This window comes from Curvibacter sp. GW821-FHT09D12 (assembly GCF_059416245.1).
Map to the genome: position 1 here is coordinate 1 of NZ_JBWKOU010000016.1, position 19,558 is coordinate 19,558.

The window sequence follows — 19,558 nt, forward strand, 5'->3', positions numbered from 1 at the left end:
GCGTTGATCAGACACGCAAGCCAACTGCCCGCAGAATTGTATCGATCACTCACCTGGGACCGCGGAACCGAAATGCACGCTCATAAGCGGTTTACGGTTGCGACCGATATACAGGTTTATTTTTGCGACCCCCAAAGTCCATGGCAGCGCGGCAGTAACGAGAACGCCAATGGTCTTATCCGTCAATATCTACCAAAGGGCCTGAACATCTCCATCTATTCGCAGGCCGAACTCGACGCAATTGCCCGACAATTGAATGAAAGGCCGAGAAAGACACTGGGGTACCGGACACCGGCCGAGATGTTTCAAGAATGTGTTGCATCGACCGGTTGAATCCGCCGCCCGTTGCTGTCGTTCACACATCGGCTGCAGATGTCTGCTTTGCCAGCGGGAGCCGTCTCCTGGCTGCGGTTCACCAACGTCCACTTTCGCGGGCATAGCGGGCCACGGCACCAGGCGCCAACCGCCTGTGGCCCACAGAACGATCAACCCACTCGTCATTTCGTCAAATTTGTCAGTTAAGTTGCAGGTCAATGCATCAAAATGATGAATCTACTTATTGAAGCGGCCTGTGCGACAGGATACGCTTGGAACCAGATGAGGGCAGTGCCAATACCCTCCAGACGAAGAGGCAAGGGGCTTTCAGGCAATGCGAAACACCGTCCAGTTCCTGTTTTGGATTCGGACTTCCAGAGTTCGACTGACCCTATTGTTTGGGGGCATGTCGCTGGTAATCGCACTTATCGTTGCGACCTACTTAGACCATGATCGCACTGAGGAACTCACGCGCCTCAACTCTGATGTCTTGGTCATGGCCGGCAAACCAATTGCGATGGCGTTGGCAGAAGGACTACGGGAGAGAGAGCGCGAGATTGTGTTGTTGAGCCACCACCCCATGCTCACCCAAGGCCCATTAGATTCGGCGGTGATCGAGGGGCACTTTGAAGAGATTCAACAGTCCTTTCCTGCGTACTCGTGGATAGGGATCGCCGACGTCTATGGCGAAGTTCAATCAAGCACAGGCGGGCTCCTAATTCATCAAAGTGTGGCGCAACGACCTTGGTTTGGCGCAGGACTGAAAGGTCCCTACAGTGGCGACGCCCACGAAGCGATACTGCTGGATAAGCATCTGCGCACAGATCCTGAAGCTGAGCCATTGCGTTTTCTAGACTTCGCTTCACCAGTCCGTCGAGAAGATGGCGTCATTCGCGGCGTTCTGGGAGCGCACCTCAATTGGGAGTGGGCAACTGGTGTCATTGCCAATGCATTGAAGGGATTGCCCCACGCGGAAAATTTGGAAATTCTGATAGTTAACAAAAATGGTGACTTTCTTCATCCGAAAAGCATCAGAGATGACCAGAAGCCCAAAACCCCACTTCCTGAGTACGGAACGTTCGCTAGGGTCAGCTGGGGCTCGGACAGAGAATTCTTGACGACAACTTTGGCCCTTCCAACGACGACCATCCAAAGTCTAGGTTGGACGATTGTGGTACGCCAGCCGATTGCCGCTGCACTAGCCCCTATCAAACAGATGCACGTTGAAATCGCAAAGTGGTCAGTTGGATTGACTGTCTTGCTCATGCTGATGACCTATTGGGTGGCTAGGCGCTTCAGTCTCCCAATCGAACAGCTGGCAGCAGAGGCTACGCGCCTGGATGAGACTGGACATGGAACCGATTTCAACATCAAAGCTAGCACCGTCGAGTTTGCCCGCCTTCGCAACGCACTGCGGCGGATGACGCACCATCTATTGCAAAGTAAGCGTGAGTTACTCGAAGCCAACCTGGTCCTCGAGCAAAAGGTTAGAGATCGAACCGCCGAGATCGCGCTCAGAGAACTCCAATACAAAGGCATCCTGGAGGATCAAACCGAACTCATCTGTCGCTTCAATGCAGACAACACACTGAGCTACGTGAATGACGCCTATTGCCGCATGTTCGGCTTGAAACGGGAGGATGTTCTCGGTCAGATCTGGGCTCCTGTGGTCCATCCAGATGACCTGAGCAAGGTCGAAAATGCATTGGCGACCATCACACCAGACCAGCCTACTTTGGAGATTGAAAACAGGGTCATATCGGGCTCGGGTGACGTGCGTTGGTGTCAATTTGTCAATCGTGCATACTTTGATTCGGAAGGTGCGTTGCGCGAATGGCAGACCGTGGGACGTGATGTGACCGCGAACAAGCAGCTTGAGGTCGAAGTGCAAAGGGTCTCTGATGAATTTCAGGATCTGTATAACCAAGCACCCTGTGGCTACTATTCAGTAGACGCTGACGGCGTCATCGTACGGGTCAATGATCTTGCACTGAACTGGATGGGGGCGGCGCGGACGGACGTTCTCGGCAAGGCCCGGCTGGTGGACTATCTCGATGAGGCTGGCCAGGACACTTATTGGGGCAATTTCCCCACTTTCCTTGAGCAAGGGCGAATGGGCCCAATCGAGTTCAACTTGATCGGGCGGGATGGAATTACTCGACGGGTTAGCCTTGCTGCGACGGCCCTTCGAGATGTCGATGGCCGATTCCTGATGAGCCGTTCCATCATGTATGACGTGTCCGAGTTGTACATCATGCGCTACCAGTTGCGGCAGTTGAACGCTGAGCAAGAAGCTATGCTGGATAACGACCTGCTGGGCATTGCAAAGCTGAAGGATCGCAAAATCATTTGGCGAAACAAGGCTCTCGAACGTATCTTTGGATATGAAACGGGAGAGCTTCTGGGCATCGATACTGCGTGCCTGTACGCCTCTGAAGAGGCTTATCAGGATTTCGGACTGGAGGCATACCCAGTTTTGAGCGCAGGCCAACACTTTCGCAAGCAGACAAGCATGCGCAAGAAGAATGGCGATGCCATCTGGCTCGACATCAGCGGTGTTCGTCTATCAGAGGAAACTGGCGAGAGCCTTTGGCTGCTCCAAGATATATCTGAGATGAAGCAGTACCAGGCCCAGGTAGAGCACATCGCGTTTCATGATTCATTGACAGGTCTTCCCAATCGCCTGCTTCTATCTGAGCACCTTCGGTTGTCATTGGCCCTCAATGATCGATTGGGCACATTGACTGCACTGTGCTATTTGGACCTGGATGGGTTCAAGCCAATCAATGACCAGTATGGCCATGAAGCCGGAGATGAAGTACTCAAGGAGATTGGTGGGCGTTTGCGAGCGGCTGTCCGAGCGAACGACACAGCATCCCGCTTGGGTGGAGACGAGTTCGCACTCCTTTTGACGAATTTAGGTCAGAGTGACGAAGCTGAATTGGTGATCAGGCGCGTACTGTTGGCTGTCAAGCAGCCCATCCGACTCAAAGGAGGCCAGTGGGTATCTGTCTCCACCAGCGTCGGGGTCGCTTTTTATCCGACCGATGCAACACAGCCTGCCGCACTTTTTGCCAAGGCGGATCAGGCCATGTACAAAAACAAGAAGAGGCACTCACTGCTTGGCAACGCTTCCCTGTGACAAGTGAGGTTGCGGTGGTCCAAAGCTCTTCGGCTTTTCTTCGTTGCGCGATGGTCTGTTAGGTCTGGATGCGTATTGACGGGCTAGTCCGCCAATTGAAAAACCGACACCGCTTCTACAAGCGCATCCGCTTGGTTCCGCAAGCTGGATGCCGCTGCCGCCATTTCTTCGACCAAGGCAGCATTTTGTTGGGTACTCTGGTCCATCTGAGTCACTGCTTCACCCACTTGAGCCACACCAGAGCTTTGCTCCATGCTCGCGGTGCTGATTTCTGTCACAACGTTGCTGACCCGTTGGATGGCGTCGACCACCTCCCGCATGGTACGGCCGGCCTGGTCCACTAGGCCGCTGCCACGCTCTACGCGTTCAACGCTGTCACTAATCAATGCTTTGATTTCTTTTGCGGCCTCTGCGCTGCGCTGCGCCAGGCTGCGCACCTCGCCTGCCACCACGGCAAAGCCCCGTCCCTGTTCGCCGGCGCGGGCTGCCTCGACAGCGGCATTCAGGGCCAAGATGTTGGTCTGGAAGGCGATTCCGTCAATGACCCCGATGATGTCGGCAATGCGTCGTGAGCTGTCGTTGATGCCGCGCATCGTCTCCACCACTTCGCTCACCACCTCACCGCCGCGGGTCGCCACCTGACTGGCCGTGACCGCCAGATCGCAGGCGGTGTGGGCGTGCTCGGCATTCAGTTTCACGGTGGCACCAAGTTGTTCCATAGATGCCGCTGTTTGCTCCAGGGCACTTGCCTGACTTTCGGTGCGTGAACTGAGATTCTGGTTGCCCATGGCTATTTCGGAGCTAGTGGCCGCCACACTCTCAGAGTTCTGCCGGACCACCTGGACCACGCCGGTGAGGCCCTTGCCAATCCGGTTCATGGCCCGCATCAGATGCCCGATCTCGTCGCGTCGCGACTCATCCAACTGGACCGTGAGGTCGCCGCTGGCCAGGGTTTCTGCGGCTTGGCTGACCTGCGCGATCGGCGCCACGATGTACCTGCGGATCAGCACGTACCACCCCCCCGACAGCAGCAGAACCACCACCATGCCGAGCAACTCGAAGTAGTGCAGCAGTTGCTGAACCTCGCCCAGGTACTCATCCACATAAGTACCGCCGGCCACGATCCAGTTCCAGTCCGCGTAATAGGTGTAGGCGACCAGTTTGTCACGTGGTGTTGTCTCACCCAATGGGGCATTGATCCAGGGGTATTTGATCAGGCCATTCTTGGTCTCCATGATCTCTTTGATGAAGAAGCGGCCGTCCGTATCCTTGGACTCCAGAACACTCTGCCCCTCCAGCGCGGGGTGGACGACCAAGGTGCCATAGTCTGGACCTGGCTGGGCATTGAGTACGTAGTAGTAGCCTGAAGTTCCAAGTGTGAGTTTGCGGATCGCCTCTTTTAGCGAGGCCAGATATTCAGAAAAGTCGATGCCCACGAAGGACAGGCCCACCACTTTGCCGCTGGCATCCCTCAGGGGGTCGTATTGGGTCATGTAACGCCGCCCGAAGAGGTTGGCCAGACCGACATAGGACTTGCCTGAGAGCAAGGTCTGGTACCCGGGGTGTTCATGCGACAACACAGTGCCGATGGCGCGCGCGCCCTTGTCGTTTTTCAGAGAGGTGCTGACCCGGACAAAGTCATCCCCATCGCGCACGAAGACCGTCGCGACGGCACCCGTCAAGCTCGTAAAGTGGTCTGTGATCTGGAAGTTGAGGTTGATCGGTACTCCGTCCAGTTTTAAGACCGGGGTGGCGCGCCCCGCCACATCCATGGGACCTGGATCCACTGTCAAACTGCCATGCAAGATGCTTTGCAAGGCCTTGGCCAATGCAGCAGTGCGGATGCGCAGGTCCTTGTCTGAAGAAGCGATCAAGCCAGTGAGCAGTTTTGTGCTCCCCAGTACCTCACTGCCGGCGCGGGCCTCAATGGCACGGGAGATGGAGATGGTGATGGCAAGCAGGAAGAGCGCCAACAGGGTCGCAACCAGCAAGAAGTTGCCGATGGACAGCCGTGCGCCCAAACCTAAGGATTGAAGCTTGGCAATGATGAATTTCATGTCTTGTCTCCAGCCCGGCGCACCACACTGACGTACCGTCGGCAGCCACCTAGCCTTGTTTGATTTCGAGAGCTTCAGATCGATTCATTCTGAACCGGAATCTGGTGTGCCAGGCTTGAACTTCGTTAGGCTGGGGAAAACGATAGGCGATGAGCCGGTAGAGCTGTTTGAACCGCAGCACCCATTTGATGTCTGGAACTTCAAGAACTGACCTGGTCAGCTGAATCAAGAATTTCCTCGTAGCGAAGCGCACTAACGCAACCCGCGTCATCTAAGGGTCTGTCTGCAATTTTCAGCGGAAGTTGAGAAAAGGCCCAGGCGGGGTTCCTAGCCAGCAGCGATTTCAAGCATGCGATAAGCCTTTCGGAGATTCGTTGCATCCAGTTGAGACACGGTCATTTCACCGTGCTGAAGCCGAAACACGCGTGTGGACAACAGAACCGTCTCCACCTGCCGTGTCAACGACTGGGCCGACGCAGCCAGTTGCTCCACCAGGGCCGCATTCTGCTGCGTCAATGCATCCATTTGAGTGACGGCATCGTTGATTTGGTGGATACCCAGGTGCTGTTCTTTGGCGGCATCACTGATTTCGGCAAGCATTTCGCTGACATGTCCCACCGACTCCAAAGCATCTGCTACGCGGTGTTTGGCGTCACTGACCTGGTCGCTGCCTCGGCTGACACGAGCATTGGAGTCCTGGATCTGCGTTTTAATCTCTTTGGCAGCCTGAGCGGTTCTATGGGCCAATGAGCGCACTTCTGCGGCCACCACGGCAAAGCCTCGTCCGCTCTCGCCGGCACGCGCAGCCTCCACTGCGGCATTGAGCGCCAAGATATTGGTCTGGAACGCAACACCCTCGACCACCTGAATGATTTCGTGAATGCGCTTGGACGATTCGCTGATCGCCTCCATGCTGTCCGCTGCGGCATGAACTGCTTCGTTGCTGCGCTGAGCCACCGCGGCAGTGTTGGACGCAATTTCAGTTCCTTTTTGGGCGGACTCCGCGCTGCGCTTCACGGTCTCTGTCATCTGCTCCATCGAGGCCGCCGTTTCCTGCAGATTGCTCGCTTGAGCCTCTGTGCGAGCCGACAGGTCCTGATTGCCGAGTGCAATTTCCTGTATGACGGACTTCAATGAGCCAATGTCGGTGCGTGCGTCAGCCACCACCGTGCGGATATTGATCTGCAGTTGACGCAAGGCACGTTGCAGATCTCCGGTCACCCCATTTGAATTCAGTGTGACTTGATGGGCAAGATCACCCGCACCGATGCGGCGGGCATCATCCAACAATTGGTTCAATGGACGCAGCACTCGCTTCAATGTCCAATGGCAGGTCAATATCACCACCAACGTGGATATCAGGACGCCCATCCAGGGGGTGAGGAACATACCGCACAGAATCGCCGTGATGGCCCCGCCAACCTGGAAATAGATCAACCGCCATGGCAACAGGCTTCTGTAAAGACGTCCCAACCGCCCCAGGATGGAGTTGGATGTGGGGCGGCCGCGCCGCAAGTGCAAGCTGCCACGCCCTTGCGCAGCTTGGTGATTCAGTTGTGCATAGAGCCGTTCTGCGGCTTCAATTTCCGAGCGGCTTGCGGGCGTACGAACGGACAGATACCCCGTGATGGTGTCGCCATCGCGTACAGGCGTGGCATTGGCAACCACCCAGTAATGATCGCCATTCTTGCGACGGTTCTTGACCAGTCCCACCCACGGCATGCCCCGTTGAATGGTGTCCCACATATCGCGAAACGCTTCTTCCGGCATTTCAGGATGCCGAACGATGTTGTGAGGCTGGCCCAGAAGCTCCGCGCTGCTGAAACCACTGACCTGGATGAAGGCTTCATTGCAAAATGTGATTCGCCCCTTAAGATCGGTGACGCTTATCAGGGTCTCGCAATTCTGAGGAAATTGGAATTCACGGCCTGTGACGGGGGTATTCTGTCTCATGAATGAACTTGGATAATTGGGGCTAAAAGAGCGCTTCGACTCCTGGACTCGCCTGAAAAACTGGTCGGAAGTACCAAGGGTCTTGGGATGGGTCAGTCATCGCTGTCCGATGACAATGTGGTTAGCATTTGGATGCAGGCTTCGGCCTCGGTGTGTTTGTCAAAAAAGTGGCTCCCACCTGCTTGGAAACTCGCTTTGCGCATCTCTGGATGAGTGAAATTGGTCAAGACCAGCACTTGGGCCGTACAACCTGTGGCACGAATACGCCGAATCACAGACAAGCCACTTCCCGGCTTCAGGCTCAAATCCAAAATGACGGCGTCAGGTTGGGTGCTCAAAATGAGTTGGACGGCATCGTCTTCACTGACCGCATGCCCCACAACTCGAACTGTGGGCTCGCGCCCGAGTCGGTCGATCAGTTGAGCTGCGATCAACGCTGAGTCCTCTACCAAAACGACTTTCATGCCCTCCCACTGACGAACGTGGCTCCTTGGTCCCAACTGTGCCCAGGTACAGAACAACGCAGTAGCAGGCATTGCCTCATGGGGATGGAAGGGAACACCGATTTGCCTGAGAGGGAAAACCTACACTGATCGCTCAATGCGTTCCAACTAGACTGTCGAATGACGGGGGGGGAGCACTTCTCAACAGACATAGGCCGGATCACACGCATGAGATACACCCACTCCATCTCCACCTGGCTTTGGGCTCTGGTATTGCTGCCCACGTTGCCCTTGATGGCCCTTTTCGGCTATTCGGCCTACCAGTACGCCGAGGAGCGAGAGCGTCAACTCGCAATCGCTTTGGTAGATGAAACAGAGGAATTGGCACAGACTGCCCAGATCAGTCTGGAGAGGGTGGTCAGTGCGTTGACCACCGTTGCCGTGTCCAATGCCATGCTGGCGAATGACATCGCAGGCGTCTACGCTTTGGCCCAGCGCGTGCAAGAGTTCTCGCAGGGGCTGACGGCGATCAGCTTGATCGACCGCAATGATCAGCTGGTGTTCCTGACGTTACGACCCCTCGGCACGAAATTGCCCGCCACGCAACTGGACTCGGTACACCGGGCTTTCGAGACCGGTCGCCCCAACCTGTCCAAACCCTTCAACTCGCCCATCAGAGAGCGTCAAGTGGTGGCGCTGAACGTTCCTGTCTTTCTCGATGGCCAAGTGGTCTATTGCCTTCGCGGCATCTTCGGGATCGATACATTGGCGCGGTTGATTCGAACTGAGGACATGCCCGCTCAATGGATCGCTGGGATCTTTGATCAGGATGGCATCACGGTCGCCCGTAGTCACTCACCCGAAAGGTTTGTCGGCCAACCGGCTGGATCTGATCTCCTGCGTGCCATCGCCCATCCACAAAAGGCGGCCTGGCCGGCCATGACGAAAGAGGGTATCGAGACGCTGTCGGCCTCACGTCAGATTGGTCAATGGGGCTGGACCGTCGCACTGGCTGTCCCCGTCCAGGTTCTGTCAGCCCCCTTGCGAATGGAAATGATTCAATTTGCACTCATGGCGCTGGGGACCTTAGCCGCATTGACACTGACTGTCCTATTTCTCAGTCGCCAAATCACTCAGCGTTTGGAATCTGTCGTCGATGATGCGCGACGTGCTATCGACGGAGGTCTGGAGCCTGCTCAAACCAGTGGAATCCGCGAACTAGATGACCTCCGATTCAGCTTGGCGCACGCAGATATCTTTCGGCAGGCCATCCTGAATCAGGTTCAGCAACGAACGGCTGAACTAGACTCAGCCAAGAGGCAATTGACTGAGTTTGCACAGCAGCAGGAAGACAATATCGAACAGGAGCGTCTACGCATCGCTCGAGAAGTACACGATCAGATCGGTGCGATCTTCACGGGCGTTTCCATGCTGGTCAGCGGATTGCCTTCCTCAGCCATGTCTTCCTCCCAGCGTCGCCTGCTAGAGGAGGCCCTGCACCAAGGCGTCACCACGTCACGGCGCATCACCGCTGAGCTTCGCCCCCCACTGCTCGATGATCTTGGCCTGCAGACCGCTGTCGAAGATTGGGTCAAGACCGTCCTCGGACCTGCAAAAATTGACACCCAAGTTGTCGTGCACGATGCCGACCACCTGAGCCCTCGTCAGACAATCGCGTGCTTCCGGATTGTGCAGGAAGCGGTCACCAACGTATTGCGCCACTCTAGAGCGACGACCTGTCGCATCACAGGTCAGGTCACACCAGAAGGAAACTACCTACTGATGATTGCCGACAATGGGCAAGGACTGGCGCAGAATCACGACAGTAGCGGACATTTTGGTCTATCAGGCATGCGCGAGCGAGCCCGATTGATGGATGGTGAATTGCAAGTCGAGAGCCTACCCGGACAAGGGTTCCTGGTTCAGGTTTTTCTCCCACTGACGATAGAGAATCACGAGGATGATTGAGCATTGCCTGCTGGTTGAAGATCACCCTATCGTGCAACTGGGCCTGCAACAGCTCTTGCTGGCACGATGGCCCCAAGCGTCGATTGACACGGCCCCGACTTTGGCAAGCGCACGTGATCTGGTGGTCGTAAAAAGCTTTGATATTGCCGTGGTCGACCTCAATCTACCGGACGCTTCGGGCCTTGATTCCGTAAGTACGCTGCGACGATTGGCGCCTGCCCTGCGCTTGCTAGTGCTCAGTCTCAACGACGAGGCAGCTTATGCTCAACGCGTTCTGCAATTGGGCGCCAATGGTTATCTTTCGAAAGATCGAGCGCCCACCGAATTGGTTCAGGCCATTGAGAGGATCGCGTCTGGGGGACGATACATCACGTCCAGTCAGGCCGAACGCATTGCCGAGCTAGCATTGGGGCAAGGGCGACAGGCCCCACATGAAGCGTTGTCGACACAGGAATACCGAGTACTGATTTATCTGGCTGAAGGGAAGCGCCTGACAGAGATTGGTGAACTGATGCACCTATCACCGAAAACCGTGACGACTTACCGATCACGAGTTCTGGAAAAGCTACTGGTGAGTAACAATCGAGAGTTGTTTCAGTATTGTTTGGCTCATGGCATCAGCCTCGGGTGAAATACGAAATTCCGAGTATCTGTGCTCCGAGTCACCGTTGCATGCGGATCTTTCGATAGATGGACTCGGTGACCTGCGACGATTGCAGGATGGACGCCCCGACAAAGGATTTGCCCGATCTTGAGATGCTGATGTCGCCTGTACCTCAACATCACATGAGCTGTGCAATGCCTGGTTGGTACAGGACATTGGGGCCAGGGGTATGACGAGGGACCTCTGAAATCTCATGTGTCTCCCCAGAATTTCCCGAGCGTATGTGATCGAGGTCCCAACGACCGAACTCGGCGAAAGCCGACATCCAATCCGGGAAGCCTCCGACCTCACCCAGCCTACTGCAGCAATTCGCTCGACAAGTCCAGGAGACCGCTACTGGCCGAATTCTGCCGGATACGCACATGACTCCACGCGGCAAAGTCGGCTAGCAACGAACTGCAAGGTGCCCTTCCCCAAAATCATGTTGACGCCCCTGAGGCCGCCATGCAATGACGCCTTCCGTTCGTGCGCGCACCTCAGGCGCTGCCAAACAGGTTGCGACGGCTTCATAGCCGGCAGCACCTGGATAGGGCGACACGCGAATGGGCGGGCTGTGATTCGCTGGACAAAGAATAATGGACTCTCCCTTGCCAACAGAAGCCAAATCTAGAATGACAGAGGAGCGTGTCATCAAAAAGAGTGGACGTTCCACGGACATGCGGCGACGCAAATGGGCAGACAGCGCCTGTTGAGTGGGTGTATCAAGTCCGTGCTCAACCATGTCGACGACCAGAATGGTCGGGCCTTCGACCTCAAGGCCGACCAGCAAAGCGGTTAGAGCCTCGGAGACAACTGCGCCGTCTTCAACCAGCCAATCAATCGCGCGGTTGACGCGCAGTCTTAGATCCGGGTCGGCAGCTAGGCTCCCCTTCGCATCGCCTGTCGTGACCCGCTCTAGGCCCAGGAATACCGCCGACGGTAGCGCCTGGGCTAGGCGCATGGCCAATCGCGTTTTTCCGCTTCCTAACGGACCCACGATGTAGTTCAGTGGAGGGATGTCGTTCAACTGGAAAAGCTCTCCACCCCAGGGCCAGGGGAGTTCAAATTCGACGCTCAGCCCACTGGTCGAAGGCTGCAAGCGGGTCAACTCTGAGATGGTGGGCCTCTGCCCGCTGTCCAATTTGGCTCGCAGACCACGAACGCGTTCGATGGTGTTGGCAAGTCGACGCGCGTCGCCTTCGAGCGCGGCCTGATGTAAGGCCAAGGCAGGTTCAAGTCCCTCGGACTCGCCTTCCAAGACACTTGCAACTTGCGCAATGCTCAGGCCCAGCGCACGCAGGGCCACAATTTCGCCTGCACGCTGCATCTCCGCTGGGCCGTAAGACCGCCAACCAGCCTCAGAGCGCGCCGGCGTCATCAGACCACGTTGCTCGTAGATACGCAGTGCCTTCACGGAAACGCCGAGCCGTCTGGCTGCGCTTGAAGGGCTCAGGAATCGCATTCGACTATTCACAAATCCACCTTTCTGCATTTCGAAAGATGTTTTTTATAAAGGCGGCCGCAAGGGTCGGGGCAAGCGGATTTTGAAGAAAGCTCACGAGCGTCAGCTTCTGGCGCAATTGGAGCCAGGCTTCGAATGTCCGGAGTTGGCCGATATCAGCCCTCCGCAAGCATAGCGCCAAGGTCAGCAATCGCTGTAGAGCCGACGTCTCAAGACGAAAAACAGCTCCAGGCTGGTAGCAGCTCGTCAATTCCATCCTGCGAATGCCGGTGACCTATAGATGCAGACAACGCCAAGCAACGAACTTGGATGCGAAGCCATTGAAAGATAGTCTGAGGCACACCATAGCTTTAGACCTCTCGCCAGTCACCGCCCGTTGATGAGTCACAACTTTTCTTGAATCGGCTGTGAATCTGACCAAAAACGAGGCTGATGAGTCTCAACTTCGCTTGAATTGACCGGAAATCTGGACAAAAACGAAGCCAATGGGACTCAACTTCGCTTGAATTCTCCCAAGATCTATGCAGAAAAGTATTATTTTGAGCATATATTCGGCAAAAATAGGCATTAGTCACAACTTCTCTTGCGGAATAGTCACAACTTCTCTGTTGTGAACGTCCGAACACCCCCTGCTCCAATTTTAATTTCCCCCCACTCACTTACTTGCCGATAACTGTAATTATCGCTAAGTAAAAATTATATGTAAAAGGCGAGTAGGGCGGTTTGTAACAGCCGTTGAGCGTACCTTTGCCCTCCACAAACAAAGTCCGTCGAGACTGCCAGCAAAGTCAGTCGGGCTCTTCACTCGGTCGGCGCGGCCGAGCGCTCGTGACGCTTGTCGAGTCCTCCTCGTGAGTTTTGAACTCCTGGAGCGCGTGGTGGCCTGCCGGATTGGCGTGCTTTCCGCAGAGCATGGCCAAGGCCTCGTGCATCCGTTCCTTGCGCCAGAGACAAACGCACTGCCGTTCACCAACAGCTGCAGCCCTCCGGGCTTCCAGATCTGTGAGCCCCCAGCAGGGCCACCATCCGCCAACGTCGGTATCACATTGGTCTCATTGATACCCGATGGTCCGCTGCGCCCGAGGCCTGCAGACAAGGCAAGATGCTTGCCTTACGCCAGTCCACCGTTCCGCTGCCGTTCGCCCCGAAAATCGTGATTGCACAAAATTTCAGCACTCCGGGCCAAGCAAGCTGGGGCGGCCTATCCGAGAAATCACATCAGCTTTGTCCACCGAATCTGTGGATAACTCCCCAGGCCAAGCTAGCTCATGCGCCATCTCCTCCGTTGCGAAGGACTCGTGGCGACAAACCCAAATTCAGATGTTAGGAGGGAGTCAGAGAACCCAGTATTCATGCGGGTTCAAAGAGGACGAAGCCCGGAGACCCGCAGGAATGCTCGATTCCGAATCGTCCTAAATTGCACTAGAAACAAGAGGCCCCCTACTCGCGCATGCGCCGTCCCAGCGATTCATAGTGTGGATTCTTCATGCGTGTACGGTTGTCGCGCCCGACTTCGAGTCCATCATTCGCGGCTTGCAGGACAGCAGCGAGTTCGCTTGAGTATCGCCTTCGCCTCGCCCCAAGCCAAGACTCAATGCGCCGGACTCACGGGCGTCCAGCGATGCGGAAGGAGTTCGTCAATGCGACTGGTGGAGTGCGTCGGCAGACGCTCCGTATGCGTCTGGCTGAGTCACCTTGACTGCCAATCGATGACCTTGGAGGGCATAGAAACTTCCCTTCAGGGAAAAAGAGATCCGCACGATGGCGGGCTATGGGTGAGCGGCTAGCCGCGCCACCTTGACGGCGACGATGCGCTCAGACCTGGCCCAGGGTCCAGCGATGAGGCAGCAGTTCCTCAAGCAGGCGGTTGGGCATCATCGGCCACCTCAAGAGCGATCACCTGTTGAACCGCCGTCACTTGAAGTGGCCAGAGGGCGACAGCCTGCACGCGGTGCTGTGCGCGGCGGGCTACAACCTGCGCTGGCTGCTGAGGATGATCGCCAAGAAGGGCATTGGCCTTTTTGGGCGTTTGTCGGGGATGGCTGGCTTGGCCCAATTTGTCCTGAACTGGGCGCGTGCCATCCTCTATTTACGGCCCACGATAGCGCCTCTATTTGGTGCTCAGCTTGGAGTTCGAATTTTTCAGGGACGAGCACTTATCAGCTTCTGGCCCGTGACGTCGGCCGACGCCACCAAGCCAGGAGCGCTATGAGGCCTGCCAACACAATTTGCAATTGCTCAGACAGGGTGGGAACGCTTAAGGCAAGGGCATCGCTGGCAGGAATCAAGGGGAGCACAGGGTCATTGATCACGCCAACAGTGGGATCAGAATCCCCTGCACCGTTATCGCCAATAGAGTAAGTGAAAGTCTTGCCATCAACACTTAAGGTCGTATTGGTCAAGGGAAACCATGTGAACTGAGCGGCCCCGGGTGTTGGCGGTCCGTACTTATAGAGCACAGTTCCTCGGGGCATGGCCTGAGTGTAGGTGACACTCAAATTGGCCACTGCGCCAGTGCCACAGTTGGTGGTATTGAACTGGAAGGCACTTTGCGCCACTGTATAGCCAGCCGGGAGCGTTCCCCCGACTGAGGCCGGTGTGACGAATTGAGCGGATGAGAAACCGCAGGGATTGCTCCCACTGACCGAAATGATGGCAGAGCCGGTGGCCGCCCCAATGGCGCCGGAGCCACCTGACGCCGGCACACCTGGCGTGTTGCCGGTAAAGGCACTCACCACCACCGCCAATTGGAAGTTGGCCGTCGATGTGGCACCGTTGGTGTCCGTCACGGTCACGGTGTAAGAGGATGCTGCACTGGTCGCGGTGGGTGTGCCCGTGATGGCGCCGCTGCTGCTGGACAGACTCAGGCCTGCCGGCAAGGCTGGCGACACGCTGTAGGTCAAACTGCCAGCCCCGCCAGAGCCTGTGACCGGTGTGAAGGTGGTCGCTGCTGCATTTACACCCAATGTGGTGCTGGCCACGGCCTGCGTTGCCAGCACGGCGGACGCTACAGCCAGATTGAAGTTGGCGCTGGCGCTGCTGCTGTTGGAATCCACCACACTGATTGTGTAAGCCTGCGCGCTGCTGGCAGCGGTGGGCGTGCCGGTGATTTGACCGGTGCTGGTATTCAGACTCAATCCTGCTGGTAGTACTGGGGTGATGCTGAACACCAGACTGGGTGCACCGCCACTGGCGGTCACAGGAGTGAACGCGGTGGCGGCACGGTTAGCCGTCAGCATGGTCGAGGAGATGGCTGTTGTGGCGGTGACAGTCGCATCCACCACCAGGGTGAACGTGTTACTGGCCGTGGCACTGTTCACGTCAGTGACTGTCACGGTATAAGTGGCCGAGGAGGCCGCCGAGGTCGGGGTTCCTGTAATCGCCCCTGTGCTGGTGCTTAAAGTCAGGCCTGCGGGCAGCCCTGGCGAGACACTGTAAACTAAAGAACTGGTACCACCTGAACCGGTCACCGGGGTGAAACTGGTCACGGCTTGGTTGACTGTCAGAGCCTTGGATGCCAGTGCCTGGGTGGCCGTCACCGCCGCATTGACTGTGAGGCTGAAGCTGGCGGTAGCCGTGCCATTGTTGCTGTCCGTGATGGTCACCGTGTAGGTGGTAGCTGAACTTGCAGCGGTGGGCGTCCCAGTCACCTGGCCAGTGCTGGTATTTAGGCTGAGCCCTGCTGGCAAGGCAGGAGAAACCGCATAGCTCAAGGTACTGAACCCGCCTGCGCCGGTGACCGGGGTGAAGGCGGTTATCGCGCGATTGGTTGTCAGCGACGCACTGGCTATGGCCTGGGTGGCGGTTACCGCGCTGTTCACGGTCAGGTTGAAGTTGGCCGTGGCGCTCACATTGTTGCTGTCGGTGACCGTAACGGTATAGCTGTTTGACAGGCTGGCGGCTGTGGGTGTGCCAGTGATTTGCCCGGTGCTGGTATTGAAGTTCAGTCCTGTTGGCAAGCTGCCCGACACTGCGTACGTCAGCGTTCCTGAACCGCCAGTTCCACTGACCGGTACGAAGCCCGTGACTGAAGCGTTGACCGTCAAGGTTTTACTTGCCACCGCCTGTGTGGCGATGACCGCAGGGAAGACCGTGAGGGAGAAAGTTTTGCTGGCCTGAAGGCCATAGCTGTCACTGACGGTGACCGTGTAGGTGGTGGCAGACTGGGCCGCTGTGGGGGTTCCACTGAGCTGACCCGTGCCGGTATTGAAGGTCAGGCCACTGGGTACGGCAGGTGTTACCGCGAAGCTGTAGATGCCATTGCCACCGCTCGCAGTGACTGGAATAAATGCGGTGGCCACACGGTTGCTCACCAGGGTGGCAGACGCTACGGCCTGACTGGCCACGACGGCGTCGTCGACCAGTAGTGAGAATGTTGCGGTGGCTGTGGCTCCATTGGCATCAGTCACGGTGACGGTGTAAGACCTGCTGGCGCTGGTCGCTGACGGCGTGCCCGTGATTTGCCCGCTACCATTAGAAAAACTCAGCCCTGTGGGCAATGCCGGAGAAATACTGTAGTTCAAAGATGGTACACCACCGCTGCCGCTGACAGGCACAAAGGGTGTGGCAGCGCCTGTCCCGATCGTGAAGGACGGTGCTGAGGCAGTTGCAACTGGCGCCGCGTCAATAGCCAAGGAGAAGCTCGCTGTGCCCGTCAGAAAGGTGGAAGTATCCGTGACGGTGACCGTATAAGAGGTGCCGGCGCTGGTCGTTGTTGGCGTGCCTGAAATTAGGCCTGTGGAAGAGTTCAAGCTCAGGCCGGCAGGCAAGGTTGGCGAAATGCTGTAGTCGTATGACGAACTGCCCCCCGATCCGGACACCGGCGTCCAGGATGCCGCGTGATTCTGGGTCAGTGTCTGGCTGCTGACCTGAGTTGTAGCCATTGGAGCGGAGGGCGGCAACCAATTAGAATCTACCGTCCCTGGCCCGCCGACGCCGACAGTGGCCGTGCCCGTGGCACCGGCATTACCGAGATTGAATGAAGCTCCGCCCTGGCCTGCTCCAGCGACACCAGAAAGGGTGACGGTGCTGGACTGGTAGTGCAAGGTCGCACCGCTGGAAACATAAATTGATGCTGTCGCCGCCCCTCCGTTCCCGCTCGAATTGCCCGAGCCGCCCCCTCCGCCGCCCCCCCCACCGGCGGCGAGATTGTTGGAGAAAGTGCTGTTGGCAACATTAACGGTCGCACCCGAAGCGATATGAATGCCCGCAACGGCGCTACCGCCGCTGCCTCCGCTCGCGTCGAACCCTGTACCGCCACCGCCACCACCAACAGTGACGAAACCAGCGGCTGTGCCTCCGTTGCCTCCGCCGGCGTAAAACCCTCCGCCATTGCTACCTCCCAATCCACCACCAGCGGCCGTGCCCCCATGGCCACCATAAGTGCCTTGCGCGGTGCCACCTGAACCACCTGAGCCGGATACCGGGTTGTAGGTAAACTGTCCGGTTGCAACCCCGGATGTGGCTCCACCAACGCCGTTGGCGCCACTTCCGCCACCACCGCCAAAGCCCTCGTTCAATGCCGCGCCGCCTCCGCCACCGCCACCACCAGTTGCCGCGTTCTTTGTGACGGTTACGTTGAGGAGAGTTATGCTTCCGCCACTCACATAAATGCCAGCGCCCAGCTGGCTTTGGCCTGGGCTGCCGCCGTTACCGCCATTCCCGGAAAGCAGCCCATGGGTGATGGTCAAATTGTTGAGTGTGCTCTGACCCGCGGTGACTTGGAGCACCCCACTGAGATAGCCAGCGTCGATCACAACCGTGCTGCTGCCAGCGTCGATGTTCAGGTTTTTATTGATCACCAAGGCACCGCTTGTTAAAGCGACGGTCATCGATCCATTGAAATTGATAGTGTCACCAGCGACCGCACTGGTGAGGGCTGACCGAAGCGATCCCGCCCCGCTGTCTGCTCCCGTAGTCACCACCAGAGTAGCCAGGTCCTGGTCGTAGGCTTGAAGTTGGACAGGGTCCAGCCCGCCTTGTGCCACAACCTGACCCGTGGAAATCTCGAGATCCCAATTGCCGCTGTGACCGGTGCGGTCATTGGAAGCGGCCACCACCGCGCCCGTGGCCTGTGACAAGGCCTCAATGAAGCGCTTTCCCTCCAGGCCTGAGGCCACGTCACACCCATAGAGCAACAAATCACCCTGAGGCCCAAGCGCCTGGCCTAGGGTCGCTAGGTCAGTTGCATGATGGTGCAGGCTGGTCCGATTCAGTACTTTCTGTCCCAATTGCAGTTGGCCCGGCGCCCCATGCGACAGCAGAGAGATCGAGGCAAGGCCTCGTGTTTGGCGCAATATTTGGGCCATTTGGGCCACTTCATCCTGCTCGGGGTCGAGCAGGTGCACCTGTGCTCCGGGCTTGACGGCTTTTACCAGGAGAGGCCAATTCAGCAAATGGGTATCGACAAAGACGACATCACGAGTTTCGCCCAGCGCTAGATGAATCGGATCTTCAGTGCGCAATCCTGGGGTGAACTGTGAGGGATGGGCACCCAGCGGGAGGCACATCAGCACACCACCAAAGGCCAGCATCAACGCCGAGCTGATAGGGCCAGGGCGCAAGCTCAATAAGCCGCTCTCGTCTTGATCAAATTCTTGCTTGTTGGGGGTGTTTTGATGCATGGATTTCCTCCCTGTGGATTTGGTGTTGCGCTGTGACCAGCGCTTCTTGCGAGCTCGGTCACAGGGCTTTTTTGTTCACTACCTGTGTGGTCGGGCTTACTTGACAGTAATGACACCGGCGGCTGAGCCATCTTGGTTTTTCCAGAAACTCATGTCGTTGTAGCGTTCGAACAAGTCTGGGGGCAAGACACTTCGGCGTGCCTCAAAAGATACTTTTTCGCGCACCTTGTGCATGGCGGCCACCCCGAGAGCTGCGTCGAATTCGGGCGCGTCGTAAATCACGCGATCAAACTGGTGCTCAAAGGGCTCTTCACCGAGAAATTGGTAGATCAACGGCATCACCTTGTGGGGGGCTTGGCTTAGCAACTCGTAGTCGACCAGCAGCAACGCGCTGGCTTGTTCGCTGTAGAAAGCCTCTTTGAGTGCAGTCCAGCCATATCCAACCAGGCGGTTGCGTTGGGCCAAGGTTTCAACCCGGCTGTAAACCGTGTTGCGCTCGACGTCATCATTGAAGAGGCGGGTATTTTCGAAGGGGTTCTCGCGGAACTTGCGCTCGATGCTGTCCATGACCCACGCCACATTGCGCACACAAGCAATTACTTTGGCCTGGGGGAAAAGGTCCAGCAAAGCAGGAAGCCTGGCGCACCATAGGCGGTTGGTATCGAAGATCACGCCCTTGTCCGCTTGGTCCAGGTAATAGCTATGAAACAGGCCGCGCAGCAGGTTGCGGCGTTGCTCGATGCTGACGACGGGGCCAAATTCGCTACCTGCGCTGAGGCTGCTAATGATGTTGAGAAACAGACCTCCGACCGGGCTGCTCATACCAGCATGAAAACGCGGATTCTGCCGAAGCAAAGCGGAGAGCAGAGTGGAGCCAGAACGAGGCAACCCAGAGATGAAGTGCATAGAGGGCATGGAGGGCATGACTCACATCCTAAAGTAAAGTCCATTA

Annotated in this window: 11 protein-coding genes; 5 read left to right on the forward strand and 6 right to left on the reverse strand. The window is 57.0% G+C overall.

The features are described from left to right. Positions 1-333, forward strand: a 333-nt coding sequence (locus AC07PT_RS21830; protein ID WP_494658067.1) for an IS30 family transposase, incomplete at its 5' end; no start/stop codon positions are given. 388 nt (positions 334-721) lie between these two features. Then, positions 722-3,457: a diguanylate cyclase domain-containing protein gene (locus AC07PT_RS21835; protein WP_494658068.1), complete on the forward strand. Its 2,736-nt coding sequence runs from the start codon at positions 722-724 to the stop codon at positions 3,455-3,457. Positions 3,458-3,540: 83 nt separating this feature from the next. On the opposite strand, the gene AC07PT_RS21840 is transcribed toward AC07PT_RS21835, so the two are convergent. The 3 genes from AC07PT_RS21840 to AC07PT_RS21850 all read right to left on the reverse strand — a co-directional run bounded on the left by AC07PT_RS21840 (position 3,541) and on the right by AC07PT_RS21850 (position 7,931). Further along, positions 3,541-5,514: a methyl-accepting chemotaxis protein gene (locus AC07PT_RS21840; RefSeq protein ID WP_494658069.1), complete on the reverse strand. Its 1,974-nt coding sequence runs from the start codon at positions 5,512-5,514 to the stop codon at positions 3,541-3,543. A gap of 327 nt (positions 5,515-5,841) precedes the next feature. Continuing rightward, positions 5,842-7,467 carry a methyl-accepting chemotaxis protein gene (locus AC07PT_RS21845; protein ID WP_494658070.1) on the reverse strand — a complete coding sequence of 542 codons (1,626 nt, stop codon included), beginning with the start codon at positions 7,465-7,467 and terminating at the stop codon, positions 5,842-5,844. A gap of 92 nt (positions 7,468-7,559) precedes the next feature. Next, the gene (locus AC07PT_RS21850) at positions 7,560-7,931 is read right to left on the reverse strand and encodes a response regulator (RefSeq protein WP_494658071.1); all 372 of its coding nucleotides are present in this window, start codon (positions 7,929-7,931) and stop codon (positions 7,560-7,562) included. A 207-nt stretch (positions 7,932-8,138) separates the two neighbouring features. Between AC07PT_RS21850 and AC07PT_RS21855 the strand changes: the two genes are divergently transcribed. Beyond that, entirely contained in the window at positions 8,139-9,878 is a 1,740-nt protein-coding gene (locus tag AC07PT_RS21855) for a sensor histidine kinase (RefSeq protein WP_494658072.1), read from the forward strand. Next, a complete protein-coding gene (locus AC07PT_RS21860; protein WP_494658073.1) occupies positions 9,871-10,509 on the forward strand; it encodes a response regulator in 639 nt (212 codons plus the stop codon). Before AC07PT_RS21855 ends, AC07PT_RS21860 begins: the two co-directional genes overlap by 8 nt. 418 nt (positions 10,510-10,927) lie before the next feature. Here the strand turns inward: AC07PT_RS21860 and AC07PT_RS21865 are convergent, their stop codons facing one another. Next, positions 10,928-11,983, reverse strand: a complete 1,056-nt coding sequence (locus tag AC07PT_RS21865; protein ID WP_494658074.1) for a MerR family transcriptional regulator — start codon at positions 11,981-11,983, stop codon at positions 10,928-10,930. A gap of 1,867 nt (positions 11,984-13,850) precedes the next feature. Between AC07PT_RS21865 and AC07PT_RS21870 the strand changes: the two genes are divergently transcribed. Then, a complete protein-coding gene (locus AC07PT_RS21870; protein ID WP_494658181.1) occupies positions 13,851-14,195 on the forward strand; it encodes a hypothetical protein in 345 nt (114 codons plus the stop codon). Here the strand turns inward: AC07PT_RS21870 and AC07PT_RS21875 are convergent. Then, the gene (locus tag AC07PT_RS21875) at positions 14,143-18,606 is read right to left on the reverse strand and encodes a putative Ig domain-containing protein (RefSeq protein WP_494658075.1); all 4,464 of its coding nucleotides are present in this window, start codon (positions 18,604-18,606) and stop codon (positions 14,143-14,145) included. The genes AC07PT_RS21870 and AC07PT_RS21875 overlap by 53 nt on opposite strands. Before the next feature lie 96 nt (positions 18,607-18,702). Continuing rightward, positions 18,703-19,530 (reverse strand): sulfotransferase family protein, encoded by an 828-nt coding sequence (locus tag AC07PT_RS21880; protein WP_494658076.1) that lies wholly within the window; start codon positions 19,528-19,530, stop codon positions 18,703-18,705. Positions 19,531-19,558: the final 28 nt, after the last annotated feature.